The sequence below is a fragment of the Citrobacter sp. 21OH12SH02A-Citro genome (genome assembly GCF_027919895.1).
Classification (GTDB): domain Bacteria; phylum Pseudomonadota; class Gammaproteobacteria; order Enterobacterales; family Enterobacteriaceae; genus Citrobacter; species Citrobacter braakii.
This window is the reverse complement of sequence record NZ_CP114801.1, coordinates 1880107-1903634: the sequence shown is the minus strand read 5'-3', so window position 1 is coordinate 1903634 and position 23528 is coordinate 1880107. Positions and strand designations below refer to the sequence as shown.

Below are 23528 nucleotides of genomic sequence, written 5' to 3'. Positions count from 1 at the left end.
CTATGCTTCCTTACCATCCGGAAGCACAATGTTGCTGGCGGCAAGCTGCCCCATGTTGTTGTACATTGCACAGGCGGCTTCAACAATCGGCATCGCCAGCGCGGCCCCGCTGCCTTCGCCCAAACGCATCCCCATATTGAGATACGGCTCCAGTTCAAGATGCGCCAGCGCGGTGCGAGCCCCCTTCTCGGCGGAGAAATGTGACGGGATCAGGTAAGGTTTAATCTGCGGCGCAATCTGGCAGGCTGCCAGCGCAGCGGAATAAGAGAGAAAACCGTCCAGCACGACCGGCAGGCCGCAGGAGGCCGCCCCCAACATCACCCCCGCCATGCCGACCAGATCAAACCCGCCTACCTTAGCCAGCACATCGATACCGTCATTACGATCCGGTTGATTGACGGCAATTGCTCGCCGCACAACATCGACTTTATTGCCTACTCTTGAAAGCGGCAGGTTAGCGCCGATACCCACCACATCCTCGGCATCGCTGCCGGTCAGCACGCTGACGATTGCCGCCGCTGGTGTCGTATTTGCCATACCAAGTTCACCGACGCCAAACAGCGTTACGCCATCTTTGGCCAGCTCATGGGTATAGCGGATAACCTCCAGCAGCAGCTCCTCGGCCTGCGAACGACTCATTGCCGGGCCTTGTGCAATATTGCCGCAGCCGCGCGCCACGCGCATATTCACCACGCCAGGGATAAGCTCAGCATCGATGCCGACATCAATCACATGTACCTTTGCCCCCGCCTGAGCGGCAAGCACACAAACGCCTGTCGTCCCACGCGTCATATTAGCAGCCTGAATAGCCGTGACGATTTTAGGCGAAACAGCAACCCCTTCATCCCATACACCGTGATCGGCGCACATCACCAGCATCGCTTTGCCATTCACATGCGGTACGCCCTTCAGACCCGGCATTCCGGCCAGTTGCACGGCGAGCGACTCGAGTCGACCAAGACTTCCTGGCGGTTTAAGCAAGCCATCGACATGCTGCTGTGCACGCAGCATCGCAGCACTATCAGGTGAAGGGATTGCGTGGAGTAAAGAGGTTAAAGTCTGCATAAGGGTTCCAGTATGTTGGCTGACTCAGAGCAGAGCCAGCAGGAAAATCAACTCGCCAAGTTCAATGGCAGCGCCCAGCGTATCGCCGGTTTGCCCACCCAACGTGCGTTTTAATAACTGCCCAAGAATAAAAATCGCCACCATCGTAACAACCAGCGCCGCCACGCCGCGCATGCCAGGAAGAAGCACGGCAGCCAGGATCGCCGCGAATCCCAACGTGATGCAGGTTTGACGCCCGGTGACTTTACCGATAAAAACGTTGCCCAGCCCTTCTTCGCGGGCGTAGCGATGTCGATACATCAGCAAAACAGCGGTACCCCGCCCGGCGACACAAGCGGCTGCAAGCGCCGCCAGCATCGGCGTGCCCCGCAAAGCCAGTTCACTCACCACCAGCACTTTTGCCAGCAACACGAAAATTAACGCCAGTCCACCGTGAGTCCCCAGGCGGCTGTCACGCATGATTTCCAGCATCCGCTCGCGTCGACGGGCCGAAAAAATACCGTCACAGGTATCCGCCAGACCGTCGAGATGAAATCCCCCGGTCAATAACGCCAGCGTGAGGACTGCAAACAGGGCCGCCAATGGCACCCCACACCAGGGCTGCAGCGCCATAAAGACCAGCCCCGTCAGCCCTCCCAGCACCACGCCAATTAGCGGGAACATCACAATGCCACGCGAATAGTGCTCGAAATCCAGTCCTTGCGACCAGCGAGCAGGAACGGGCAAGCGACTAATAAAAGAGAGCATTGCCCAGAACAACTTACTCATTTAATTTTGACTCCAATTCCTGATACCACCAGCCAGACCTCATCAGCCGCCGCCGCCAGTCGCTGGTTCACGCGTCCTGCAATATCGCGAAAATGCCGTGCCAGACGGTTCTCCGGAACAATCCCCATTCCGACTTCGTTAGTGACCAGCACAACCTTCGCCGGACAGCGCTGACAGGCCGCAATCAGCGAACGAATTTCATCCTCAATAGATTGCTCCATCGCCGCGTAATCCCAGCTATCCGGGTCGCTATCACCGCCCAGCGCAAACAGCAGGTTGGTCACCATCGTGGTGATGCACTCCAGCAGAATGGCTTCTTGTGGATCGTTTGCTGCCGTAATCAGTTCATCGAGATGTTGCCAGCGTTCGGCTGTCCGCCAGTGCGCAGGACGTCCGTCACGATGATGCTGAATTCGCGCAGCCATCTCCTCATCAAAAATCTGCGAAGTCGCGATATACAAAACGTTTGGAGAATCTGCGATCAGCGCTTCCGCATGCCGACTCTTGCCGCTTCGTGCGCCGCCAGTCACCAGAATCATCATACTGGCTCCCGGTGTTGCTGCATGATGGTATAAATTTTCTCAATATCGATGTGTTGCCGCATCGCATCCGCCAGCAGATCAAACTGCTGCGATTTATATTGCGCGTAATGGAAGGTGGAATCCAGCGGCGCTAACCCTTTACGTTCTCGCAGGCCATTAACCAGCGCACGGGTAAATTCATCGCTGTCGAACAGACCGTGAAGATAGGTGCCGAACGTCAGGCCATCGGCAGTGACCGCGCCATCAGCCACGTTACCGCCGTCTTTACGCAGCGTCATCACCGACCGGCATTCCTCGGTTAATGCCGTTTCACCCATATGAATTTCATAACCGCGAACGGATAATCCCGCGGTACCCGCCAGCCAGTCCGGCAGCGAGGAGGACATTTGCCCCTCAACCAGGGTCGTGGTTTTGTGCTGGGCAAAATGCGTTACGGTATTGAGCAAGCCCAGCCCCGGCAACGTACCGAGTCCTGACTCAACTTCATCAATGATGGTTTCGCCGAGCATTTGATAGCCACCGCAAATCCCCACCACGGGTACGTGATTACGATGTAATTGCACCACGCCATGCGCCATCCCGCTTTCACGCAGCCACACCAGATCGCCCAGGGTGTTTTTGCTGCCGGGCAGAATCACCAGATCGGCCCCCGCCAACTCTTCAGGCTGGCGAACATAGCGCACGCGCACATCCGGCTGTGCGGCAAGCGCATTGAAATCAGTAAAGTTAGAAATGTGTGGTATCTGAACAACGGCGATATCGATGTCGCGTTTGTCTGTGCGCAAATATTTGCCCTTTTGCAGCGCAACGCCATCTTCATCTTCCAGATCAACGTCCAGCCATGGCATGACGCCCAGGACCGGAACGCCGGTCAGCGCTTCAATTTGCTCAATCCCGGAATACAGCAACGCCACATCACCGCGAAATTTATTGATGATCACCCCTTTTACCCTGGCGCGTTCATGGTCGTGCAGTAGCGCCAGCGTGCCGTAAATGGAGGCAAACACCCCGCCGCGGTCGATATCCGCTACCAGAACGACAGGGCACTGTGCCATTTCTGCCATCCCCATATTGACGATATCGCGATCGCGCAGGTTAATCTCAGCCGGGCTTCCCGCCCCTTCCAGTACCAGCACATCGAACTCCTGCGCCAGACTGTTATAAACAGACAGGATTTGATCCCGTAGTTTCGGTTTGTACTCGTGGTAGCTCACCGCATCCATATCGGTTGCCACTTTGCCCATCAGCACAACCTGCGCTTTACGATCGCTGGTCGGCTTAAGCAGCACCGGATTCATACGCACATCTGGCGTAATACCGGCGGCCTCAGCCTGAAAAATTTGCGCGCGGCCCATCTCTTTGCCCTCTGGCGTAATGCCAGAGTTCAGCGCCATGTTCTGCGATTTGAACGGTGCGGTACGCAGTCCATCCTGATAAAAAATTCGACACAGACCGGCGACCAACACGCTTTTACCTACATCAGATGCCGTTCCCTGCAACATTATTGCCTGCGTCATGACGCCTCCTTCAGTGCGTTCTCTCGCATACAGCTAAAAAATTCAGCCTCTGTTTTACACAGCGGGAAGCCCAGCTCGGTATGCAGCTTCACCAGCCAGGGCTGAGTTAATCCCGCTTGTTCAATAAGATCCGTCCGGGCAAACACATCACCCGGCGAGCCGTGCGTTAGCACTTCACCCCGGCGTAAAACGTACACTGCATCGCTGACTTCATAGATAAGATCGATATCATGGCTGGAGATAACCACGTGGTTTCCTTGCGCTACGATGCGTTTGATTATCTCAATCATCTGCGTGCGACCTGATGGGTCAAGGCCCGCAGTAGGCTCATCCAGTAGCAAATACTGCGCCTGCAACACCAACGCCCCGGCAATCGCCACACGTTTTTTTTGCCCGTGGCTTAAACACTGAATTGGCTGATGGCGAAAATGCTGGGCATCAACCAGCGTGAGCGCATCATCCACCCGGCGGGAGATTTCAGTCTCATCCACCCCAAGGTTGCGCAGGCTGAAGGCAATATCGCTGTCGATATCGGTATAAAAAATTTGCTGGTCGGGATCCTGAAATACGGTTGCCACCTGCTGACGCAGCGCCAGCAGGCCGCGCTTGCTGTAATCCAGCGGTTTGCCTTGCCACATCACCGCGCCTTCCTGCGGGCGCAGTAAACCACTCAGGTTCATAAACAGCGTGGATTTCCCGCAGCCATTAGCACCGACCAGCCCGGTGACGGCATGCGTTGAAAAGTCCAGCGTTAGCCCTTTGAGGATTGGGTCATCCTGATAGCGAAACCAAAGCGCTGAAGTGGCAAGCATACTTTTCCTTACAGGTGAAAATCACCCTGATACAGTTTGATATCCAGTGTGGTGGTCATTTGCTGGTAGCGGATCAACACGCGAGTAAACAGCAATCCCACCAGCATCGCCAGCGAGCGATAGCCCAACGGCAAGCTACGATAACCAAAACGTAGCGTTTGTGCGCGATGAATAGCCAGCGCCTCGTCTAACAGGATAAAAATAAAGCGCCAGGTTAGCAGGATCTGCTCAGTGAGCAGGCGAGGAACGTGCGCGCGTTTGAGCAAGATAATCAATTGCGGAAACGGCAGATTCAGTACCAGCCAGAACGTTGCCGCCAGCGCAGCCAGGCTGCGCCAGAAGGTTTCATTGGCGGTGACAAGCCCTGGCGCGCTAACGCCTAACCAATAGCTTCCAACGGGGATGCTGGCCAGCAGCGTCTGCGGATCGCGGCTAAAACTAAACAGAATGGTCACGACGCCGACCGTCAGAAAACCAAACGGTAATGCCATCCAGCGACACCAGCGCCAGAAGGAAATGCGCAGCAGCCAGCAGCTCAGCGCGGCAATCAGTAACAGCTCAATACCCTGCCCCAACGGGGGCAGAGTAAACGCCAGAATCATCATCATCAGCCAGAGCAGAAATTTCCGCACGGGTGAGACATGAAACCAGCGGCTTTGATAGCTAAGCCTGTCAAGCCCGGTCATCACGGCGTTGCCTGCCCTTGGTGTAACCCAGAATGTAGAAAATCACGGCTGCGCCCAGCGATCCCTGGAGCGTAAACAGCAGGCTTTCAATCTCACCGCTTGCCGGTTCATACAACGGCTGGAACCACGGCTCATAATGTGGGGCAATTGCCTGAATCTGACTCTCCGCCTCACCGTCTGAGCCACCGTACTCTCCACCATGGTTGATAAAGAACGGCAGGATCACCAGCGCCACTACCATCCCTAACAAAATCAGCGTCTTTTTCATCGTTAATGTCCTTGAGCGGTAATCAACTGCCGTTTGGTTAACTGGTCATAAATCATTACGGTGAGCAGACCTTCCGCTATCGCAATTGGGATCTGCGTCAGGCAGAAAATCCCCATGAACTTGATGATTGACCCCGTAGCACCGGCGGATGGGTCCGGGAACGCCACGCCCAGTTGCACCGAGGTCACGAAATAGGTGACGAGATCCGCCAGCATCGCGCACAGGAAGACGCAAACATCACGACGCAACCCCGCACGGCAGGCCATTTTCCATACCATGTAACCCACTACCGGGCCAATCACCGCCATCGACATGCCGTTAGCGCCAAGCGTTGTCAAACCACCGTGCGCCAGCAACAGCGCCTGGAACAGCAGGACGATTGCCCCGAGGATTGCCACCACGCCCGGTCCAAACAGGATAACCGCCAGGCCTACCCCGGTAGGGTGCGAACAACTTCCGGTAACAGAAGGAATTTTCAGCGCCGACAGCACAAAAATAAACGCGCCGCACAGAGCCAGTAACACTTTTTGGTGACTATCTTGCTGCACGATTTGCCGCAGCCGCACCAGCCCGTACCACAGGCACGGCAAAAACAGCAGCCACCAGGCCAGCGCCCACATCGGCGGCAAGAAACCTTCCATTATGTGCATGGCGAACGCTTGTTCAGGAACAACCATCAGTAATAGCGCCGCAGCCAACCCGCTGAAAGACAGCTGTTTTAGCTGTTGTTCAAGCTTCATTGTGCATACTCCCACTGTTTATTGACCAGAATGGTCGAGAAATAAGGCAGCGGCTGATCGTCGCTCACCTCATCGAGATGACGCCAGCACTGTTCACCCGGCAGCGTGGCTTCAGACATCATCAATGCACAGCCCAACAAACCCTCTTGTTGCAGCAGCGCTTTGATGCGCGCAAAACGACCGTATACCTTCATCAGCACCAGACTGTCATGCTGCTTTAACGCCTGCTGGATTTCCGCTTCCGGCGCGGTACAGGAGACCACGGCCAGTGACTGTTGCTCCATGGCGAGCGGCGTTTTTGACCGCGCGGCAATCGCAGCGAAAGAGGTCACGCCCGGGACGATTTCTAACCAGTCAGGACAGCCAATACGCTGGAGTAAAAAAACCCAGGTGCTGAACAGCATGGCGTCGCCGAGTGTAATAAAGCCCACCTGCTTACCCGCTTCGACTTCCTGAACCAGCGCGGCCGCAACGTCATCCCATACCGCCTCTTTTTCGGCGCTGTCAGCACTCATAGGAAAATGGCAGCAGCGAACTTCGGTCTGCTCGCCGATATATTCACGTACGATCGACAGCGCCAGACTGTCGCCACCTTTGCGCCCGGCGGGCGCATAGAGAATATCCAGCGTACCCAGCGTGCGTGCGGCCCGCACGGTGATAAGATCGGAAGCGCCTGGCCCGGTGCTTAATGCGTACAGTTTTCCGCTCATGCTGCTTCCTCCAGCGCCACATTAAGCGCCTGTTGTAAATGCGCCACGAACATAGCGCGAACCGCCGGATTCTCACCCAGACCACTGAGCCACGGCGTAGCCGGTATCCCGGCCGCATTGAACAATGTTTTCCAGGAATCCTCTTCGTCAGAGGCCATATCATTGATGGCATGATCGCCAGCAACTAACATCAGCGGCATCAGATGCACCGCCGTCACCCCTTCCTGAGACAAACTTTCAATCAGCACATCGACTTCCGGGTAGCTTTCCACCGCCCCAACCCGCGCCGGGTAGCGCTGTGCCGTCATCATATGGTCGAGGCAGGCATAGGCGGCAAAGGCATGATGGCTGGCACCGTGTCCCATAAACACCACTTTTTCATTTTCGCCAAGCACCGGCATTTGCTGTTGCAGCGCCAGCATCAGCTGGGCGTAATCGTCATGGCTGCTCAGCAGCGGAACACCCAGCGTCAGGCGAGAAAAAAGCGGGCGCATGCTTTGCACTTCGCGGACAATTTTTTCGTATTCATCACCGTTGATAATGTGCAACGACTGAATAGCCACGTCCTGATACCCCTGATCCGCCAGCTTTTGCAGCGCCTGCAGCGGCGTGTCGATCTCAATGCCGTCGCGCTGCTTGAGCTTGCGGATAATCATCCCGGAGGTAAACGCCCGAAACAGGTCGCGGTCAGGGCAACTGGCTGCGAGATCGCTCTCGCAAGCCACAATATTTTTCTCACAGGTGTCGTGATAGCTGGTGCCAAAGCTGACCACCAGAAGCGCCTTTTTCATCTCTAACTCCTTAAGCAGCGGCCAGCCAGCGCGTTAAACGCGCCCCAAAGGCGGCCTGACTTTCCAGTAACTCTTCTCCCGTCACCAACGGTGCCGGACGTGTAATCACGATGCAGGGGATACCAGCATCCAGACAAGGTTGAACTTTTTCCTGATAACCACCTTCCGCACCGGATGCCTTAGTGATCACCACATCAGCCTGACACTGGCGATAAAACGCAGCGTTGAACTCGGCGCTAAACGGCCCGCACAATGCAAAAATCTCACCGACGCCAAATCCCAGGTCCGCGCATTGCTGAATAACCTCGGGTACAGGCAGGACGCGCGCCAGCAGCGTTTTTTCAGGCAACCCTTCGCGCCAGATAGCCAGATCTTTACTGCCGGTCGTCAGCAGCACGCGGTCACCGAAGCGGCGCGCAACCTCGCAGGCTTGCTGAATACTCTGTACGGTATAAAGCTGCGGATGGGTTAAACCGCTCAACTGCTCAGGACGTTGATAGCGGCTCAGCAGTACCCCCGCCGCTTCGCAGGCGTTCATGATGTTGCGACTCACCACCTCGGCATACGGATGCGAGGCGTCTATCACCCAGCGCGTCCGATTCTCCTGTAGCCAGGCAATCATTTGTTCGCGCTCCAGACGCCCGCAGCGCACCTGACCTTTGATATCTCCCGCCAGTTGCTTCCCCGTTGGAGTCGCAACTGACAGGGTGTAGGCCACATTGGCTGCGTCCAGTTGCTGGCACAGCATGCGCGCATCGCTGGTACCGCCCATGACCAACACATCACCGTAATTCACAGCACATAACCTCGTGGCGTGATCATCAGGCCGTCCTGAACATAGGTTGTTTTGTTGCCAACGATCACAAGGCTGGTCATATCAACCGGTTCAAAGTCCATTTCACCCAGGGTGGTCAACCATTTTTCCTGTTTTTTACGTCCGGCTGACTTCACAATACCCACCGGCGTTTGCGCGCTCTTGCTGGCAGAAAGCAGCTCAAATGCGCGTGCCAGATGTCCTTCGCGACCCCGACTGCGCGGGTTGTAGAAACAGATTACAAAGTCTGCTTCGCCGGCAGCCACTATACGTTTTTCGATAACTGGCCACGGTGTTAACAGATCGCTCAAGCTGATGTGGCAGAAGTCGTGCATCAACGGCGCGCCCAGCAAAGAGGCGGCGGCAATGCTGGCCGTCATTCCTGGGATCAGCCTGACCTCAACGTCCAGCTTTTGCTTGCTGACCAGCTCAAGCACCAGCCCGGCCATACCGTAAATCCCTGCATCACCGCTGCTGATCAGCGCCACATTGTGACCTGCCTGCGCCAGTTCGATCGCCGCCTGGCAGCGTTCAATCTCTTTGCACATCCCGGTTTTGATCACCTGCTTGTCGCCAGTGAACGCTTTTACCAGGTGGGTGTAGGTTTTATAGCCAACGATGATTTCCGCTGCCTGCAATGCTTCAACGGCTTCCATGGTCATCATTGCCTGCGAGCCAGGGCCAATTCCAATTACGCTTAACATCAGTGTGAAACTCCCAAAGTGATAGTGACGCCCTGTTCTCGCAGGGTCTCGCCTAACAGTTTTCCGTGGCTCAGCAGCCAGGCTGCAGGACCGGAAACGCTTCCTGTACCCACCGTTTTGCGAACAAACGATGAGGCCGGAAAACGGTGTTCATGCTCACGCAGCGCGTCAGCAGTAAAGGTTTCGAAAGGAACGCGACAGCACGAAGCCAGTTGGATAAGTCCCTGTTCATCTTTTTTCAGCGTGATACTGCCAATCGCTTTAAGCGCCAGCGGATCGAGCTGCTGGGCTTCGAGTTGCCTGGCAAGCAGCGCGGCCAGCAACGGGAACGGCGTGTCACGACGACAACCAATTCCGGCCACAACACGTTGTGGCACCAGCTTCCAGTGCGGAACAGGCAGATCGGGCAAATTGGTGCGTAAGGTGATACACACCAGCGCATCCAGTTCAGGAAGCTGATTGAGATCGGTTACCGTGATAAATCCGCGCCGGTCGCAATGACTGACATCCTGCGTCAGTTCATCATCCCACCACAGCCCCACCCGCTTATTACTGACCAGCATCTGATTAACGATCTTCACCGCCGAACGGAAATCACACATCCGGGCATTCAGTTGAAATGCCAGCGTATCCAGTGCCGCCATATCGTTGACATCCGTCGCAGTGGTGATCACCGGATCGGCGCCCAACATGCCCGCCAGATACCGCGCCAGCGCATTGGCACCGCCCGCGTGACCGGAGAGCAGGCTGATGACATGCTGGGCGCGTTCATCAATGACCACCACCGCCGGATCGCAAAATTTGTCGTTGACCAGCGGGGCCAGCACGCGCACCGCAATGCCGGTCGCACCGATAAAAATCAGCGCCGAGTAATTCGCAAACGCTTCGCGGGCGGTATTCGCAAAGCCGTTTTCGAAAGGAATGAATCCCTCCTCCAGCAGCTTTTCACTGGTAAAACAGGTGACCGGCAGCATGGCCGCCAGACGTTTTGCCAGCGTAACGCCTCCCGGGGTCAGGCAAAAAAGCGCAATTGACTCAGGCTTTACGGTATTCATGGCTAAAGTCCGCCGCATAGAGTTTGGAGTAGTGATACTCCGAGCCCAGGAAATTACCGACCAGAATAAGGGCCGTTTTACGGATGCCCGCATCACGAACCTTGTCGCCAATATCCGCCAGGGTACCGCGCACGGTCTGGCTTTCCGGCCAGGTTGCCTTGTAGATCACCGCCACGGGCGTGGTCGCCGGATAACCGCCTTCAATCAAACGCTCGGCCACACGATGAATACGCTGAACGGACAGATAAATCGCCATAGATGTCTGGTGACTGGCAAATGACTCCAGCTGTTCGCGCTCCGGCACCGGCGTGCGTCCTTCCAGGCGGGTAATGATCAGGCTCTGTGAGACCTCAGGCACGGTATACTCAACGCCCAACTCCGCCGCCGCACCAAGGAATGCGCTGACGCCGGGCACCACCTGCCAGTCAATCCCACGTTTGGTCAGTTCCTCGCCCTGCTCGCGCACGGAACCGTACAGCGAAACATCGCCGGTTTGCAGACGCACCACGGTCTTACCCGCTTTCACTCCGGCTTCCATCAGATCAAGGATCTGCTCCAGATGCAGTTCAGCGCTGTCGTGGCATTCAGCACCAGCAGGACAATATTCCAGCAGTTCGGTGTTAATCAGCGATCCGGCGTAGATAACAACCTGCGCCTGCTGTAGCAACCGGTAACCTTTGAGGGTAATCAGCTCGCGATCGCCAGGACCTGCGCCAACAAACCACACGCTACGGGGATCAAAAATCTCAGACATGGTTTCCTTCCTTCTGACAGGCGATAACAAATACGGGGTTATTCGGTTTGAAATAGTGACCACTGCCAAGCGTGGTAAGCGAGGAAACCTGTAGCTGCAGGCAATCCACTCCCGGTACGCCAAGATGGTCCAGATGTGCCAGCGCGGTGTTGAGGTTTTCCTGGAGGATGAATGTCATCACCAGCCGCCCTGCGGGATGCAATTGACGCATTGACCAGTCAATCAGTTCAGTCAAATGGCCACCGCTGCCGCCCATGAAAATAGCGTCGGCTTTTTCAGCGATGGTCATCGGCGCAACACCGGGAAAAATGTCGATGTTTGCACAGGCAAAATGCTGGCGGTTTTCATCCAATAACCTGAGCGCCGCCGGGTTACGCTCGATTGCCGTCACGCGCAATCCAGGGTATTGCAGCGCGGCTTCTATCGACACGCTGCCGGTTCCCGCGCCAATATCAATCAGGTGACTGGCGCGGTGTAATTCAAGTTTTGAGAGGGCAAGTGCACGTACCGCTTCTTTGGTCATCGGCACTTTCTCTCCACGTAAAAACAGCTCATCTTTCATCAAGGATCACCACTGCATTCATGTCATAGTCGGCGTTAACTTCGCTCACAGGCAGGAAATGGATCCGTTCGTTTTCCATTGCCAGGTTTTCGCCAATCACCATCCAGCGATGTCCCTTGCCTCGTGTAATGAGCTGCTGCGCAATTTCACGCGGGCCGCACTGCGCATCTGTCACCATCGCCACCTTGTTATGTCGCGCCAGTTCATCGAAACAGACGCTGCGACCATGGCTACTGGTCAGCCACATATCGTTCATATCAATACCGGACTGCGCACACAGGTACTGCACCGCGCTAATACCGGGAATAATGCGCACATTTTCAATACCGAAATGTGCCACCATGCGCGTCCCGATGCCGTAAAACAGCGGATCGCCAGATGCCAGCACCACAACGCGTTGCTCCTGGTGCGCGCAAATCCAGTTCAAAAGTTCGAGAATATTGGCGCCGAGAACAAACTGTTCACCGGTAAAATCCGGGAATTGCTGCAAATGTCGCTTTCCACCGACCAGAACATCAGCCGTTGCGACCGCTTCACGCGCCGCAGGCGTCATCAAATGCAAACCGGCTGGCCCCATCCCTACAACGGTTAACATTGCATCTCCTCAGCAATCTCTGCGACCGGGCGATTACTTCCAAGCACCTGATTATCAAAAGAGAACATGATGGCGTCACAGGTCGGGGGATTTTTGGTAAAGCGCAACGTTTGCAGGACGCGCATACAGATGCGCTTAGCCAGATGGTTGTAAATGTGCTGAAAACCGTATGCTTCTATGTGTTCCATCGCCGCCTCGGTGGTATCGCAGTCGCTGACCAGCGTGAGCAGCTCCAGCGGCGCCCCCAGTAACGCGAGGTGGGCCACCAGCGTTTCCATGCGAGCATCGGCAATATGGCTGTGGGTATGAAAGATCCCCGCCGCAATTTTGACGAGCTTACCAGGGTGTCCCACCAGCACAATTTGTCGGAACCCCAGACGTACGGCTTCTTCAATCATGTAGCCGACAAAATTGCTCATAGTGACCACAACCTGGGTGTCGATCCCCATCTGCTCACGCACAAAACGTTCGCCGTGGTTTCCTGGCACCAGTACGACACGCTCCAGCCCCGCCGCTCGCTTAATTTCCAGCTCCAGCGACAGTGAACGTTTCCAGCTTTCTTCAGACATCGGCGTGACGATCCCAGTCGTACCAATGATCGAAATGCCGCCCAGAATGCCAAGGCGGGAGTTGTAGGTTTTTTGCGCCCGCTCTTCGCCTTCCGGCGCGAAAATTTCAATTTGCGCCCCACGATTCGGACCAATCGCCTCACGAACCGCAGACTCAATGGTCTGACGAGGTGTGCGATTAATCGCCGAACTGCCCACTGGCAGGCCGATCCCTTTGCGGGTTACCGTGCCAACGCCTTCCCCGCCCTGAAGGGTTATCTCTTTGCTATCGTTTAACGTCACGCGGGCAAAAATCAGCATGCCGTGAGTGGCATCCACATCATCGCCACCGTCTTTGCGGATGGCGGCTATCGCCTGCTGTCCTTCGATATGCGGTGACTCTACGTTCAGACACAGCGTCACACCTGATGGCGTCACGATAGAAACCTGATGGATCAGGTGTTGGCGCAATACCATCAGCGCCGCCACTTTTGCCGCCGCCGTCGCGCACGATCCCGTGGTATATCCTTTACGCAGCGCTTTACCGTTGTGCCACACAGGCGTATCGAAGGACTCGCTCATCGCGCCCCCTGCATGTGATAAAGCATGGCGTTGACGATCGCGGCGGCGACGTTACTTCCTCCTTTACGACCTAACGCAGCAATGGCGGGCAGATTGCTTTGGGTCAGTGCATCTTTCGACTCTTCTGCACCGACGAACCCAACCGGTACACCAACTACGCCACTGACGGCCACATCATGCTCAAGCAGGCGGAACAGCGCTGTCGGCGCGTTGCCAAACACAAACAGCTTTTCCCCCTCTTCCTTCACCGCAATGTCAACGGCCGCCATTGACCGGGTAATGCCCTGCTCTTTTGCCGTCCGCACGACCCGCGGGTCGCTGATGTAGCAGCGGCATTCGCCACCGAATTTTGCCAGCAGCGTTTTATTAATCCCGGAAAGGGCCATAGTGGTATCGGTATAAATCACGCTCGAACGGCTAAGCGCCGCACAGAACTGCTCCAGCACATCACTGGAAAACCACAGAATGTCCAGCCAGTCGAAATCCGCTGTCGTGTGAATAACCCGCTTGATAATGGCTTCATGTAACGGGCTGGCAAACTGATAGTCCGGGCGGGTTTCACGGATGATCTCGCCAATAATGTCGAAACTTTTGGCCTCAATCGCCTGGGGTTGCTGGATATATTGCATTGTGTTGTCCTCAGGCTACACCGACCAGCAGCCACCGCAGCGCAATAAACAGCGCCAGTGCCAGCATCGATGCCACCCACATCAATCGAATCGTATGGGAAATGTCGTCTACCGAAATGTCGCGTTGTGCATCACCGATCCACGGTTTCTCAACGCGCTCGCCAAAGTAGTCATTAGGACCACCCAGACGAATTCCTAATGCCCCGGCAACGGACGCTTCTGACCACGCGCAGTTTGGGCTGCTGTGGTTGTAGCGATCGCGCCAGCCAATCTGCAAAGCACGCGCGCCGTCCTGGCGACATAAAAATGCCGCTGCGCCCAGCAGCAGCCAACTTAGTCTCGCGGGAATATAATTTGCGACATCGTCCAGACGAGCGCTGACCATACCGATAGCGCGGTATTTTTCATGTTTGTAACCCACCATGGAGTCAAGGGTGTTTACCGCTTTGTAGGCCATCGCCAGAGGCGCACCGCCGAGGAGCAAGAAGAACAGCGGCGCGATGATGCCATCAACGGTGTTCTCTGCCACGGTTTCCACTACGCCGCGATTGATCTGCTGTGGCTGTAATTGCGAGGTATCACGTCCTACAATCCATGACAGCTTTTCCCGACTTGCAGCAAGGTTACCGGCACGTAGCGGACGCTCGACATCCTGCGCGGCATTTGCCAGGCAGCGCCCGGCCAGCACGGCAAAGATCATCCAGACCTCAACCACCCAACCAAGCCAGGGATGAATAGAGTGCGCCAGCGCCAGTACTCCCCAGGACACAGCCCAGGTCAGCCCCACCACCACAATCCACATCACCGCGCCACCGATGCGTAGCGCACGGTCGCTATGGCAGTAACGCCGAACAACCCGTTGCACCGCAGAAATCAGATTGCCAATCCAGCGCACCGGATGCGGCCAGTTCTGCGGATCGCCGATGATAAAATCAAGCAGCCAGGCAACACACCACGCGAGGATGGTCATAGTGCGCTCCTCGCGGCTGCCAGCCAGTGGTTAAGCATCTGCGGACGTTGAGCAAAATGAACGTGTAGATAGCTGGCAAAGGTATTTCCCACCTGCCAACCGCCGGACCAGGCTTGCAGCGTTTTGCCATCGCGCACTTTGCGACAGTTCATCACCGCGGGGGTTTCAGGGGTAAAATCGGAGTAGTGGAATTCATGTCCGCGCAGCACTTCACCTTCTGCAGCTAACAACGTTTGCTGCGCGGCCTGCGCTTCGCAGTAGCCAAATCGGGTCAGACGTTTTCCCATTTTGCTGTGACCGGGAATGATATCCGCCATCAGCCAGGTATCACCCTGGCTGTCTTCCAGCGAACTGCCGAGATACATCAGCCCCCCGCACTCGGCATAAATCGCGACACCCTGCTGGTGCGCCGCCCGCAGTTGGTTAAGCATTGCAATATTACGGGCCAACGCCGCAGCATGTAACTCAGGATAGCCACCCCCCAGCCAGATCATCTGACAGTCGGGTAAACAGGTGTCGTGCAACGGGCTAAAACGGACAATCTTAAGCCCCGTGCGCTCCAGAAGCGTAATGTTGTCCGGGTAGTAGAAATTGAACGCTTCGTCATCGGCGATGGCAAGCGTTAGCCCTGCCCCGGCGTCTGCGGCGGGCAGCGCTGGCCATTCACCAGCAGGAAGCGTATCTAACTGGCTTAATCTCAGCAGCGCGTCGATATCAAGGGTTTGCTCCAGCGTCGCGGCAAACGCCTGCCACGGCTGCTGGTTGATAACCGACTCACGCGCGGTAACCAAACCCAGATGACGCTCGGGAAGCGCAACGCCTTCCATACGGGGAACGTAGCCTAAGACGGGTACAGCGCAGTAACGCTCAATCGCCACTTTCAGGAGCTGGTAATGCGTTTCGCTGTTAACCCGGTTAACAATAACGCCGGCAATATTCAGGGTTGGATCAAAATGCTGAAACCCCATTACCGTCGCGGCGATCGAAGTGGAAACGGCTTTGCCATCAACCAGTAGGATAACCGGACAGCCTAACTGTTTGGCCATCGCGGCGGTGCTGCAGTAGTTTGGGTCGGTGCCGTATCCGTCATACAACCCCATAACGCCTTCAATAACGGCGATATCCGCATGTTGCATGTGCTCGCGAAATAAAGCATTCAGGGTGGGGACGGGAAGCATGAAGCTATCAAGATTGCGGGAAGCAGTGCCGCATACCGCGGTATGCCAGCCGGTATCAAGGTAATCGGGGCCTACTTTGCAAGGCTGGACGCGTAAACCGCGTTTTTTCAACAAGCTCAACAAGCCCAGCGTCACCGTGGTTTTACCACAGCCGCTTCCGGTACCTGCAAGAACAAAAGCGTGAAAATTGGCCGCCATACCCTGATCCTGTTCAGGGTGGTAGGGGTGTAAAGATACCCAGTCTCTCGACTGTATGCATCTGAACCACCCACTTCCCACCGAAGTTGTTGGTAGTCACTGACAGGCAGGTCTTCTGGCTTAGCGTCATCCTCACCCGTCCTTCCCAATCTTGCGATCAGTGGTCAATACGGGGTCGTCAGCATCACAGCAGCGGGGGCTGCGGGGGATTCTCACCCCCTTCCCTACCACAAATGTGGCAAACCTGTCAGTTCAAGAGCCTGATTAATTAAGCTCTCTGTTATGAGGTAAATTCACGACCTCATGACAATAATTCAATTTAATATCTTGCCGGGTTCATTCAACCAATTACCTGGCATAAACCCACTTATTCATATGCTCGCATTCTGAATGAAAGTGCCAACAAAGAATAAAGAAAGTCATTCACAGAGACACTGTATCTCATCACAAAAATAAAAACTGGTGCAGTTTATCCCTCTAATACTAATATTTTGTTGCGCTATGACAATTTATTGACTGCTGTCGCTACTTTTCATTTTATAATGACTGGCATAGCGCCCTATATCAAAAATCGGCAATAGCAAAATATTGCCATTTAAGCGGATTCGCCACGTGAAATGACATTTATTTGTTGGCGAAATGCCTGCGGCGTGACCTGATACGTTTGACGAAAAACTTTGCAAAAATAACTGGTTTGCGAAAATCCTAAATTACGCGCAATGCTGGCTATGCTCCAGTCACTGTGGCAAAGCAGCTCTTTTGCACTGGCCATTCGCTGCTGGTTTACCCATGCGTTAAAACCGATACCATGATATTTTTTGAACAATTTGCTGAAATAGTAAGGGCTAAGGTAAACATGAGAGGCGACATCCTCCAGACGCAATTCGTCTGATAAATGCGCATCAATATAACGCAGTGCTTTTTTCATTTTGCTGTCATGAGGATTGGTACTGCGGTTAGCGCGTACCGGCTCTGACTGCTGCGGGTTATCTTTGATAACCACAAAATTAAGTTGTTTCTTAAGGCAATTTTCTACGATGAGCTTCAGCAGATCCGCTGAGGCGATGACTCGCGAATAGTCCATTTCCGGTACATTACGAAACTCGTTGACCAGTTCGGGATCGGCTTGCCAGCGGTCATCTACATTCAGAATATCAACCAAACCAACATCGTTACTTAAGCGTACCTGGCCACAAAGCACAAACCCTACCAGGTGCCCCGCAATGACCAGCGGAATTGAGAAATCGGTAAGTCCGGCGTGACAGCGATAGATGCAGGGTTGATCGGATTTAGAGGCTTCCAGCCCTCCACAGCGATCGCTCATACGACAACGGGTACTGTGCTGAGGATGCTGACGCATCAACTGGCAAAAAGGGGTGAAATTAAAAAGCTCAGAAATTTCATCACCGTGAATATTGACAACCACAACGGCCAGACTGGTGGCCTGCGCAAAATCCTGTGCGATTTTATTAATGAGTTCTGAGTTCAGGGCACTCGCAGAAATCATGATAAAACCTCTCAGTTAATTTATTGTTATAAATAAAACATATTATTCACATTCATTTTCACCCTGCCATCCTGAGCATTGATGAAAGTCGTAATTGAACATAACAAAAGTCTCCCATTCTTGGGAGACTTTTTGGGCAGTTCAGGATACCGGATCACGAAAACAGTTTTTACTTTTCAAAAATAAACTTCTTCTGTGAAGCTAGCTCTCATTTTCGTCCAGCTTACACGTATTACACGGTAAATTTTTGCCAATCAAATAACGATAAATTGCTGCACCCGCGCACGCGCCGATGATAGGGGCCACAATCGGTACAATGAAATAAGGGATATCACGCCCGCCGGTCATCGCAACATCTCCCCATCCGGCCATCCAGGCAAACAATTTAGGACCAAAATCACGCGCCGGATTCATCGCAAATCCGGTGAGCGGACCGGTGGATGCGCCGATAACAGCAACCAGAATACCAATCAGCAATGGTGCCAACGGACCTTTAGGAACGCCGTTACCGTCGTCAGTCAGCGCCATGATCATCCCCATAAGAATGGAGGTAATCACCACTTCGACCAACGCTGCCTGCCAGACGCTGAGCGCCGCCGCAGGATAAGTACTAAAAATACTGGCAAGGTGCAGGCTTTCCAGACTGCCGCGCACCATCTGGTGGACCGACTCATACTCGGTAAACAGACTGCCGTAGAGCAAATAAGCCAGCAAAGCGCCACCAAAGGCCCCCGCGACCTGCGCCACAGTGTAAGGTAATACTTTGCGCCCCGGAAAACAGGCAAACAGCCACAGTGCGATGGTGATAGCAGGGTTGAGATGCGCGCCAGAAATCCCGGCCGTCAGGTAGACTGCAAGCGAGATCCCCAGCCCCCAAATGATGCAGATCTCCCACAATCCCAGGCTGGCACCTGCGACTTTCAGAGCGCTCAGGCAGCCAATACCAAAAAACAAAAACAGCCCGGTACCCAAAAACTCAGCAATGCATTGCGCTTTTAGTGAATCGTTCATTGTGACACCTTCTAAGCAGAGTTCGTGTCTTTACCAGCGGACTCCTTACTGGCAAGTAGAATACTTCGAGGCTTACTATAAAAGGCCGTATCAGTAAATTGTTGGCATTCTGCGGATAGCTTGCCCTTTAAAATCGTGGCGCAATAGCAAATTCTTGCTACGCACTTTATTAAAACATTAGAGACAATCGGGATTACGCGTATTACACGGACATTTTCAAAACAATAAAATATTGCTATTAGCAGAAATCCGTTTTCAAACCACCATCACAATTTCATTTTTTTCGCATAGCAAATGATATTTATAATGTCACCAGAAAAAGTGTAAATGTGGAACTAACATAACTAAATAATCATATTAATGAAATTTAATATACCCATTAAAAACAACAATTTAAAATAATTAATAGCAATTTTATATCACCTTACCTCTATTATTTTTTCACTCTCAATTTCAAGTCAGCCATTCTTTTTCCTCGCTTCTTTTTATAGTCATGAACATCGGGACAACCCAGGCGAGGTCTTTATGCAACAAGAAGCGTTAGGAATGGTAGAAACCAAAGGCTTGACTGCAGCCATAGAGGCCGCAGATGCAATGGTGAAGTCAGCCAATGTAATGCTGGTCGGCTACGAAAAAATTGGTTCGGGGCTGGTAACAGTCATTGTCCGCGGCGATGTTGGCGCAGTCAAAGCAGCAACAGATGCAGGTGCCGCCGCAGCACGTAATGTGGGAGAAGTGAAAGCCGTACACGTCATCCCGCGCCCTCACACCGATGTAGAAAAAATCTTACCGAAGGGAATTAGCTAATGAGCAGCAATGAGCTGGTTGATCAGATCATGGCGCAGGTGATTGCTCGCGTGGCAACGCCGGAACAGCAGGCTATCCCTGAAAATAATCCTCCAACACGAGAAACGGCTATGGCAGAGAAAAGCTGCAGTTTAACGGAGTTTGTCGGTACTGCGATTGGCGACACCGTCGGTCTGGTAATCGCCAACGTGGACAGCGCCCTACTGGACGCAATGAAACTTGAAAAACGGTATCGCTCCATTGGCATCCTTGGCGCGCGTACTGGTGCAGGCCCGCACATCATGGCCGCAGATGAAGCGGTAAAAGCCACCAATACTGAAGTCGTCAGTATTGAGTTGCCACGTGATACCAAAGGCGGCGCGGGTCACGGTTCGCTGATTATTCTCGGCGGCAACGATGTTTCCGACGTGAAACGCGGAATTGAGGTTGCGCTGAAAGAACTGGATCGCACCTTTGGCGATGTGTATGCCAACGAAGCCGGTCACATCGAGATGCAATACACCGCACGCGCCAGCTACGCGCTGGAAAAAGCCTTTGGTGCACCGATTGGCCGTGCCTGTGGCGTGATCGTCGGCGCCCCGGCATCCGTTGGTGTCCTGATGGCTGATACTGCGCTGAAATCCGCCAACGTGGAAGTTGTGGCCTACAGCTCCCCTGCCCATGGCACCAGCTTCAGTAACGAAGCCATTCTGGTCATTTCAGGCGATTCCGGCGCTGTGCGTCAGGCCGTTATCTCCGCCCGCGAAATCGGTAAAACCGTACTCGGGACCCTCGGCTCAGAACCGAAAAACGATCGTCCGTCCTACATCTGATATCAGTGAGGCTGATTCATGAGATCGAAAAGATTTGAAGCACTGGCGAAGCGCCCTGTGAATCAGGATGGCTTCGTTAAGGAGTGGATCGAAGAAGGCTTCATTGCGATGGAAAGCCCGAACGACCCTAAACCGTCGATTAAAATCGTCAACGGTACAGTCACAGAACTGGACGGCAAATCCGCCAGTGAATTTGACTTAATTGACCATTTCATTGCCCGCTATGGCATTAACCTGGCGCGCGCTGAAGAAGTCATGGCGATGGACTCAGTAAAACTTGCCAATATGCTTTGCGACCCTAACGTGAAGCGCAAAGACATTGTGCCGCTGACCACCGCAATGACCCCGGCAAAAATTGTCGAAGTGGTGTCCCATATGAACGTCGTTGAGATGATGATGGCCATGCAGAAAATGCGTGCTCGCCGTACACCGTCTCAGCAGGCGCACGTCACTAACGTTAAAGATAATCCAGTGCAGATTGCCGCTGATGCGGCTGAAGGCGCCTGGCGCGGATTTGACGAACAGGAAACGACGGTTGCCGTTGCGCGTTATGCACCCTTTAACGCCATTGCGCTGTTAGTCGGCTCACAGGTTGGGCGCCCTGGCGTATTAACCCAGTGCTCGCTGGAAGAAGCGACCGAACTTAAACTCGGTATGTTAGGCCACACCTGTTATGCGGAAACCATTTCTGTTTATGGTACTGAACCCGTCTTTACCGACGGCGATGACACGCCATGGTCGAAAGGTTTCCTCGCCTCTTCCTACGCCTCACGCGGTCTGAAAATGCGCTTTACCTCCGGCTCTGGCTCAGAAGTTCAGATGGGTTACGCCGAAGGTAAATCGATGCTTTACCTTGAAGCCCGCTGTATTTACATCACCAAAGCCGCTGGCGTACAGGGTTTACAAAATGGTTCAGTAAGCTGCATCGGCGTGCCTTCCGCTGTGCCATCAGGCATTCGTGCGGTGTTAGCTGAAAACCTGATCTGTTCCTCCCTGGATCTGGAGTGTGCCTCCAGTAACGACCAAACCTTTACCCACTCGGATATGCGTCGTACTGCCCGCCTGCTGATGCAGTTCCTGCCGGGTACTGACTTCATTTCTTCCGGTTATTCCGCTGTACCGAACTACGACAATATGTTTGCGGGTTCGAACGAGGATGCCGAAGATTTTGACGACTACAACGTTCTCCAGCGAGACCTCAAGGTAGATGGGGGTCTGCGTCCGGTTCGTGAAGAAGACGTTATCGCCATTCGTAATAAAGCGGCACGTGCACTGCAGGCCGTCTTTGCCGGGATGGGATTACCGCCAATCACTGATGAAGAAGTGGAAGCGGCGACTTACGCCCACGGTTCGAAAGATATGCCGGAGCGAAACATCGTTGAAGATATCAAGTTTGCGCAAGAGATCATCAATAAAAACCGTAACGGTCTGGAAGTGGTGAAAGCCCTTGCTCAGGGCGGGTTTACCGATGTCGCTCAGGACATGCTCAACATCCAGAAAGCCAAGTTAACCGGGGATTATCTGCATACCTCCGCCATTATCGTTGGCGACGGACAGGTGCTATCCGCAGTAAATGACGTCAATGACTATGCCGGTCCGGCTACAGGTTATCGCCTACAAGGCGAACGCTGGGAAGAGATCAAAAACATCCCTGGCGCACTTGATCCCAACGAACTTGGCTAAGGGGTGAAAAATGGAAATCAATGAAAAGCTGCTGCGCCAGATAATTGAAGACGTACTGTCTGAAATGCAAACCAGCGACAAACCCGTCTCATTCCGCGCATCGACAGCGGCTAGCGCACCACAGGCTGCAGCGGCGCAGGGCGACAGCTTTCTGACCGAGATTGGCGAAGCCAAACAAGGCCAGCAGCAAGACGAAGTGATTATTGCCGTAGGTCCCGCGTTTGGACTGTCGCAAACCGTCAATATCGTAGGGATCCCGCATAAGAACATCTTGCGCGAAGTGATTGCGGGTATTGAAGAAGAAGGCATTAAAGCGCGCGTTATCCGCTGCTTTAAATCCTCCGATGTGGCATTTGTCGCCGTGGAAGGTAACCGTCTGAGCGGTTCCGGGATCTCTATCGGCATCCAGTCAAAAGGCACCACGGTAATCCACCAGCAGGGGTTACCGCCGCTTTCTAACCTGGAGCTGTTCCCTCAGGCACCACTTCTGACGCTGGAAACCTATCGTCAGATCGGTAAAAACGCCGCGCGTTATGCCAAGCGTGAATCTCCGCAACCGGTCCCTACTCTGAATGACCAGATGGCTCGTCCTAAGTACCAGGCGAAATCGGCCATTCTGCACATTAAAGAGACCAAATACGTCGTGACGGGCAAAAACCCGCAGGAACTGCGCGTGGCGCTTTGATAAAGGATAACTCCATGAATACCGACGCAATTGAATCGATGGTTCGGGATGTGCTGAGCCGGATGAACAGCCTGCAAGGCGAGCCCGCGACGCCGGCCGCGGCGAGTTCATCAGCACATACCGCGAAAGTCACGGATTACCCTCTCGCGAATAAACATCCTGAGTGGGTAAAAACCGCAACCAACAAAACTCTGGATGACTTCACGCTCGAAAATGTTCTGAGCAACAAAGTGACGGCGCAGGACATGCGCATCACCCCTGAAACGCTGCGCCTTCAGGCGGAAATCGCCAAAGATGCCGGACGTGACAGACTGGCGATGAACTTCGAGCGCGCCGCTGAGCTAACCGCTGTACCTGACGATCGCATTCTTGAGATCTACAACGCGCTGCGCCCATACCGCTCAACGAAAGACGAGCTGATGGCTATCGCTGACGATCTCGAAAATCGTTATCAGGCAAAGATCTGTGCAGCTTTCGTTCGTGAAGCGGCAGCGCTGTACGTTGAGCGTAAAAAACTCAAAGGCGACGACTAACT

Annotated in this window: 27 protein-coding genes and 1 riboswitch; of the genes, 5 read left to right on the top strand and 22 right to left on the bottom strand. The window is 54.1% G+C overall.

What is annotated here, in order from left to right:
* The 22 genes from cobT to pduF form a co-directional block, all read right to left on the bottom strand.
* Entirely contained in the window at positions 1 to 1065 is a 1065-nt protein-coding gene (cobT, locus tag O6D90_RS09030) for a nicotinate-nucleotide--dimethylbenzimidazole phosphoribosyltransferase (RefSeq protein ID WP_016156857.1), read from the bottom strand.
* A 24-nt stretch (positions 1066 to 1089) separates the two neighbouring features.
* Positions 1090 to 1833: an adenosylcobinamide-GDP ribazoletransferase gene (cobS, locus tag O6D90_RS09025; RefSeq protein ID WP_016156858.1), complete on the bottom strand. Its 744-nt coding sequence runs from the start codon at positions 1831 to 1833 to the stop codon at positions 1090 to 1092.
* Positions 1830 to 2375: a bifunctional adenosylcobinamide kinase/adenosylcobinamide-phosphate guanylyltransferase gene (gene cobU, locus O6D90_RS09020; protein ID WP_016156859.1), complete on the bottom strand. Its 546-nt coding sequence runs from the start codon at positions 2373 to 2375 to the stop codon at positions 1830 to 1832. The genes cobS and cobU overlap by 4 nt, the downstream gene beginning before the upstream one ends.
* A complete protein-coding gene (locus tag O6D90_RS09015; protein WP_016156860.1) occupies positions 2372 to 3892 on the bottom strand; it encodes a cobyric acid synthase in 1521 nt (506 codons plus the stop codon). Before O6D90_RS09015 ends, cobU begins: the two co-directional genes overlap by 4 nt.
* Positions 3889 to 4704: an energy-coupling factor ABC transporter ATP-binding protein gene (locus O6D90_RS09010; protein ID WP_016153514.1), complete on the bottom strand. Its 816-nt coding sequence runs from the start codon at positions 4702 to 4704 to the stop codon at positions 3889 to 3891. The genes O6D90_RS09015 and O6D90_RS09010 overlap by 4 nt, the downstream gene beginning before the upstream one ends.
* An 8-nt stretch (positions 4705 to 4712) precedes the next feature.
* Entirely contained in the window at positions 4713 to 5390 is a 678-nt protein-coding gene (locus tag O6D90_RS09005) for an energy-coupling factor ABC transporter transmembrane protein (protein ID WP_016156861.1), read from the bottom strand.
* Complete coding sequence (locus tag O6D90_RS09000; protein WP_006683999.1) at positions 5377 to 5658, bottom strand: energy-coupling factor ABC transporter substrate-binding protein; 282 nt, start codon at positions 5656 to 5658, stop codon at positions 5377 to 5379. Before O6D90_RS09000 ends, O6D90_RS09005 begins: the two co-directional genes overlap by 14 nt.
* 2 nt (positions 5659 to 5660) lie before the next feature.
* Positions 5661 to 6398 carry a cobalt ECF transporter S component CbiM gene (cbiM, locus tag O6D90_RS08995; RefSeq protein ID WP_016156862.1) on the bottom strand — a complete coding sequence of 246 codons (738 nt, stop codon included), beginning with the start codon at positions 6396 to 6398 and terminating at the stop codon, positions 5661 to 5663.
* Positions 6395 to 7108, bottom strand: a complete 714-nt coding sequence (locus O6D90_RS08990; protein ID WP_016156863.1) for a cobalt-factor II C(20)-methyltransferase — start codon at positions 7106 to 7108, stop codon at positions 6395 to 6397. Before O6D90_RS08990 ends, cbiM begins: the two co-directional genes overlap by 4 nt.
* Positions 7105 to 7899 carry a sirohydrochlorin cobaltochelatase gene (gene cbiK / locus O6D90_RS08985; protein ID WP_016156864.1) on the bottom strand — a complete coding sequence of 265 codons (795 nt, stop codon included), beginning with the start codon at positions 7897 to 7899 and terminating at the stop codon, positions 7105 to 7107. The genes O6D90_RS08990 and cbiK overlap by 4 nt, the downstream gene beginning before the upstream one ends.
* Positions 7900 to 7909: 10 nt before the next feature.
* Positions 7910 to 8695: a cobalt-precorrin-6A reductase gene (locus O6D90_RS08980; RefSeq protein WP_016156865.1), complete on the bottom strand. Its 786-nt coding sequence runs from the start codon at positions 8693 to 8695 to the stop codon at positions 7910 to 7912.
* Positions 8692 to 9417, bottom strand: a complete 726-nt coding sequence (locus O6D90_RS08975) for a precorrin-3B C(17)-methyltransferase (protein WP_003030278.1) — start codon at positions 9415 to 9417, stop codon at positions 8692 to 8694. Before O6D90_RS08975 ends, O6D90_RS08980 begins: the two co-directional genes overlap by 4 nt.
* Positions 9417 to 10472, bottom strand: coding sequence for a cobalt-precorrin 5A hydrolase (gene cbiG / locus O6D90_RS08970; protein WP_016156866.1), 1056 nt, complete (start codon positions 10470 to 10472; stop codon positions 9417 to 9419). The genes O6D90_RS08975 and cbiG overlap by 1 nt, the downstream gene beginning before the upstream one ends.
* Positions 10453 to 11226 (bottom strand): cobalt-precorrin-4 methyltransferase, encoded by a 774-nt coding sequence (locus O6D90_RS08965; RefSeq protein WP_003030275.1) that lies wholly within the window; start codon positions 11224 to 11226, stop codon positions 10453 to 10455. Before O6D90_RS08965 ends, cbiG begins: the two co-directional genes overlap by 20 nt.
* Complete coding sequence (locus O6D90_RS08960; RefSeq protein ID WP_016153521.1) at positions 11219 to 11788, bottom strand: decarboxylating cobalt-precorrin-6B (C(15))-methyltransferase; 570 nt, start codon at positions 11786 to 11788, stop codon at positions 11219 to 11221. The genes O6D90_RS08965 and O6D90_RS08960 overlap by 8 nt, the downstream gene beginning before the upstream one ends.
* Positions 11778 to 12383, bottom strand: a complete 606-nt coding sequence (locus O6D90_RS08955) for a cobalt-precorrin-7 (C(5))-methyltransferase (RefSeq protein ID WP_016156867.1) — start codon at positions 12381 to 12383, stop codon at positions 11778 to 11780. The genes O6D90_RS08960 and O6D90_RS08955 overlap by 11 nt, the downstream gene beginning before the upstream one ends.
* Complete coding sequence (gene cbiD, locus O6D90_RS08950; RefSeq protein ID WP_016153523.1) at positions 12377 to 13513, bottom strand: cobalt-precorrin-5B (C(1))-methyltransferase CbiD; 1137 nt, start codon at positions 13511 to 13513, stop codon at positions 12377 to 12379. Before cbiD ends, O6D90_RS08955 begins: the two co-directional genes overlap by 7 nt.
* Complete coding sequence (locus tag O6D90_RS08945) at positions 13510 to 14142, bottom strand: cobalt-precorrin-8 methylmutase (RefSeq protein ID WP_008785140.1); 633 nt, start codon at positions 14140 to 14142, stop codon at positions 13510 to 13512. Before O6D90_RS08945 ends, cbiD begins: the two co-directional genes overlap by 4 nt.
* 10 nt (positions 14143 to 14152) lie before the next feature.
* Positions 14153 to 15112, bottom strand: coding sequence for an adenosylcobinamide-phosphate synthase CbiB (cbiB, locus tag O6D90_RS08940; RefSeq protein ID WP_016156868.1), 960 nt, complete (start codon positions 15110 to 15112; stop codon positions 14153 to 14155).
* A complete protein-coding gene (locus O6D90_RS08935) occupies positions 15109 to 16488 on the bottom strand; it encodes a cobyrinate a,c-diamide synthase (protein ID WP_016156869.1) in 1380 nt (459 codons plus the stop codon). The genes cbiB and O6D90_RS08935 overlap by 4 nt, the downstream gene beginning before the upstream one ends.
* A gap of 88 nt (positions 16489 to 16576) precedes the next feature.
* A riboswitch (cobalamin riboswitch) is annotated at positions 16577 to 16751 on the bottom strand.
* Positions 16752 to 17083: 332 nt separating this feature from the next.
* On the bottom strand, positions 17084 to 17995 hold the full coding sequence (gene pocR / locus O6D90_RS08930; protein WP_016153526.1) for a transcriptional regulator PocR: 912 nt from the start codon (positions 17993 to 17995) through the stop codon (positions 17084 to 17086).
* A gap of 201 nt (positions 17996 to 18196) precedes the next feature.
* Positions 18197 to 19006, bottom strand: coding sequence for a propanediol diffusion facilitator PduF (pduF, locus tag O6D90_RS08925; RefSeq protein WP_016156870.1), 810 nt, complete (start codon positions 19004 to 19006; stop codon positions 18197 to 18199).
* 525 nt (positions 19007 to 19531) lie between these two features.
* On the opposite strand from pduF, the gene pduA reads away from it, so the two are divergent.
* From pduA to pduE, 5 genes are read left to right on the top strand one after another with little or no spacing between them, the layout of a single operon-like run.
* Positions 19532 to 19813, top strand: a complete 282-nt coding sequence (pduA, locus tag O6D90_RS08920) for a propanediol utilization microcompartment protein PduA (RefSeq protein ID WP_003030255.1) — start codon at positions 19532 to 19534, stop codon at positions 19811 to 19813.
* On the top strand, positions 19813 to 20625 hold the full coding sequence (pduB, locus tag O6D90_RS08915; RefSeq protein ID WP_016153528.1) for a propanediol utilization microcompartment protein PduB: 813 nt from the start codon (positions 19813 to 19815) through the stop codon (positions 20623 to 20625). The genes pduA and pduB overlap by 1 nt, the downstream gene beginning before the upstream one ends.
* Positions 20626 to 20643: 18 nt before the next feature.
* On the top strand, positions 20644 to 22308 hold the full coding sequence (gene pduC / locus O6D90_RS08910) for a propanediol dehydratase large subunit PduC (protein WP_003030249.1): 1665 nt from the start codon (positions 20644 to 20646) through the stop codon (positions 22306 to 22308).
* A 10-nt stretch (positions 22309 to 22318) separates the two neighbouring features.
* On the top strand, positions 22319 to 22993 hold the full coding sequence (gene pduD, locus O6D90_RS08905; protein ID WP_003844241.1) for a propanediol dehydratase medium subunit PduD: 675 nt from the start codon (positions 22319 to 22321) through the stop codon (positions 22991 to 22993).
* A 14-nt stretch (positions 22994 to 23007) separates the two neighbouring features.
* Positions 23008 to 23526 (top strand): propanediol dehydratase small subunit PduE, encoded by a 519-nt coding sequence (pduE, locus tag O6D90_RS08900; RefSeq protein WP_016156871.1) that lies wholly within the window; start codon positions 23008 to 23010, stop codon positions 23524 to 23526.
* The last annotated feature ends 2 nt before the right edge of the window (positions 23527 to 23528 follow it).

What these genes read in the sequence shown, in the direction of transcription:
- cobT (WP_016156857.1), bottom strand. Translation starts at nt 1,065, where the DNA reads ATGCAGACTTTAACCTCTTTACTCCACGCAATCCCTTCACCTGATAGT.
- cobS (WP_016156858.1), bottom strand. Translation starts at nt 1,833, where the DNA reads ATGAGTAAGTTGTTCTGGGCAATGCTCTCTTTTATTAGTCGCTTGCCC.
- cobU (WP_016156859.1), bottom strand. Translation starts at nt 2,375, where the DNA reads ATGATGATTCTGGTGACTGGCGGCGCACGAAGCGGCAAGAGTCGGCAT.
- O6D90_RS09015 (WP_016156860.1), bottom strand. Translation starts at nt 3,892, where the DNA reads ATGACGCAGGCAATAATGTTGCAGGGAACGGCATCTGATGTAGGTAAA.
- O6D90_RS09010 (WP_016153514.1), bottom strand. Translation starts at nt 4,704, where the DNA reads ATGCTTGCCACTTCAGCGCTTTGGTTTCGCTATCAGGATGACCCAATC.
- O6D90_RS09005 (WP_016156861.1), bottom strand. Translation starts at nt 5,390, where the DNA reads ATGACCGGGCTTGACAGGCTTAGCTATCAAAGCCGCTGGTTTCATGTC.
- O6D90_RS09000 (WP_006683999.1), bottom strand. Translation starts at nt 5,658, where the DNA reads ATGAAAAAGACGCTGATTTTGTTAGGGATGGTAGTGGCGCTGGTGATC.
- cbiM (WP_016156862.1), bottom strand. Translation starts at nt 6,398, where the DNA reads ATGAAGCTTGAACAACAGCTAAAACAGCTGTCTTTCAGCGGGTTGGCT.
- O6D90_RS08990 (WP_016156863.1), bottom strand. Translation starts at nt 7,108, where the DNA reads ATGAGCGGAAAACTGTACGCATTAAGCACCGGGCCAGGCGCTTCCGAT.
- cbiK (WP_016156864.1), bottom strand. Translation starts at nt 7,899, where the DNA reads ATGAAAAAGGCGCTTCTGGTGGTCAGCTTTGGCACCAGCTATCACGAC.
- O6D90_RS08975 (WP_003030278.1), bottom strand. Translation starts at nt 9,417, where the DNA reads ATGTTAAGCGTAATTGGAATTGGCCCTGGCTCGCAGGCAATGATGACC.
- cbiG (WP_016156866.1), bottom strand. Translation starts at nt 10,472, where the DNA reads ATGAATACCGTAAAGCCTGAGTCAATTGCGCTTTTTTGCCTGACCCCG.
- O6D90_RS08965 (WP_003030275.1), bottom strand. Translation starts at nt 11,226, where the DNA reads ATGTCTGAGATTTTTGATCCCCGTAGCGTGTGGTTTGTTGGCGCAGGT.
- O6D90_RS08960 (WP_016153521.1), bottom strand. Translation starts at nt 11,788, where the DNA reads ATGAAAGATGAGCTGTTTTTACGTGGAGAGAAAGTGCCGATGACCAAA.
- O6D90_RS08955 (WP_016156867.1), bottom strand. Translation starts at nt 12,383, where the DNA reads ATGTTAACCGTTGTAGGGATGGGGCCAGCCGGTTTGCATTTGATGACG.
- cbiD (WP_016153523.1), bottom strand. Translation starts at nt 13,513, where the DNA reads ATGAGCGAGTCCTTCGATACGCCTGTGTGGCACAACGGTAAAGCGCTG.
- O6D90_RS08945 (WP_008785140.1), bottom strand. Translation starts at nt 14,142, where the DNA reads ATGCAATATATCCAGCAACCCCAGGCGATTGAGGCCAAAAGTTTCGAC.
- cbiB (WP_016156868.1), bottom strand. Translation starts at nt 15,112, where the DNA reads ATGACCATCCTCGCGTGGTGTGTTGCCTGGCTGCTTGATTTTATCATC.
- O6D90_RS08935 (WP_016156869.1), bottom strand. Translation starts at nt 16,488, where the DNA reads ATGGCGGCCAATTTTCACGCTTTTGTTCTTGCAGGTACCGGAAGCGGC.
- pocR (WP_016153526.1), bottom strand. Translation starts at nt 17,995, where the DNA reads ATGATTTCTGCGAGTGCCCTGAACTCAGAACTCATTAATAAAATCGCA.
- pduF (WP_016156870.1), bottom strand. Translation starts at nt 19,006, where the DNA reads ATGAACGATTCACTAAAAGCGCAATGCATTGCTGAGTTTTTGGGTACC.
- pduA (WP_003030255.1), top strand. Translation starts at nt 19,532, where the DNA reads ATGCAACAAGAAGCGTTAGGAATGGTAGAAACCAAAGGCTTGACTGCA.
- pduB (WP_016153528.1), top strand. Translation starts at nt 19,813, where the DNA reads ATGAGCAGCAATGAGCTGGTTGATCAGATCATGGCGCAGGTGATTGCT.
- pduC (WP_003030249.1), top strand. Translation starts at nt 20,644, where the DNA reads ATGAGATCGAAAAGATTTGAAGCACTGGCGAAGCGCCCTGTGAATCAG.
- pduD (WP_003844241.1), top strand. Translation starts at nt 22,319, where the DNA reads ATGGAAATCAATGAAAAGCTGCTGCGCCAGATAATTGAAGACGTACTG.
- pduE (WP_016156871.1), top strand. Translation starts at nt 23,008, where the DNA reads ATGAATACCGACGCAATTGAATCGATGGTTCGGGATGTGCTGAGCCGG.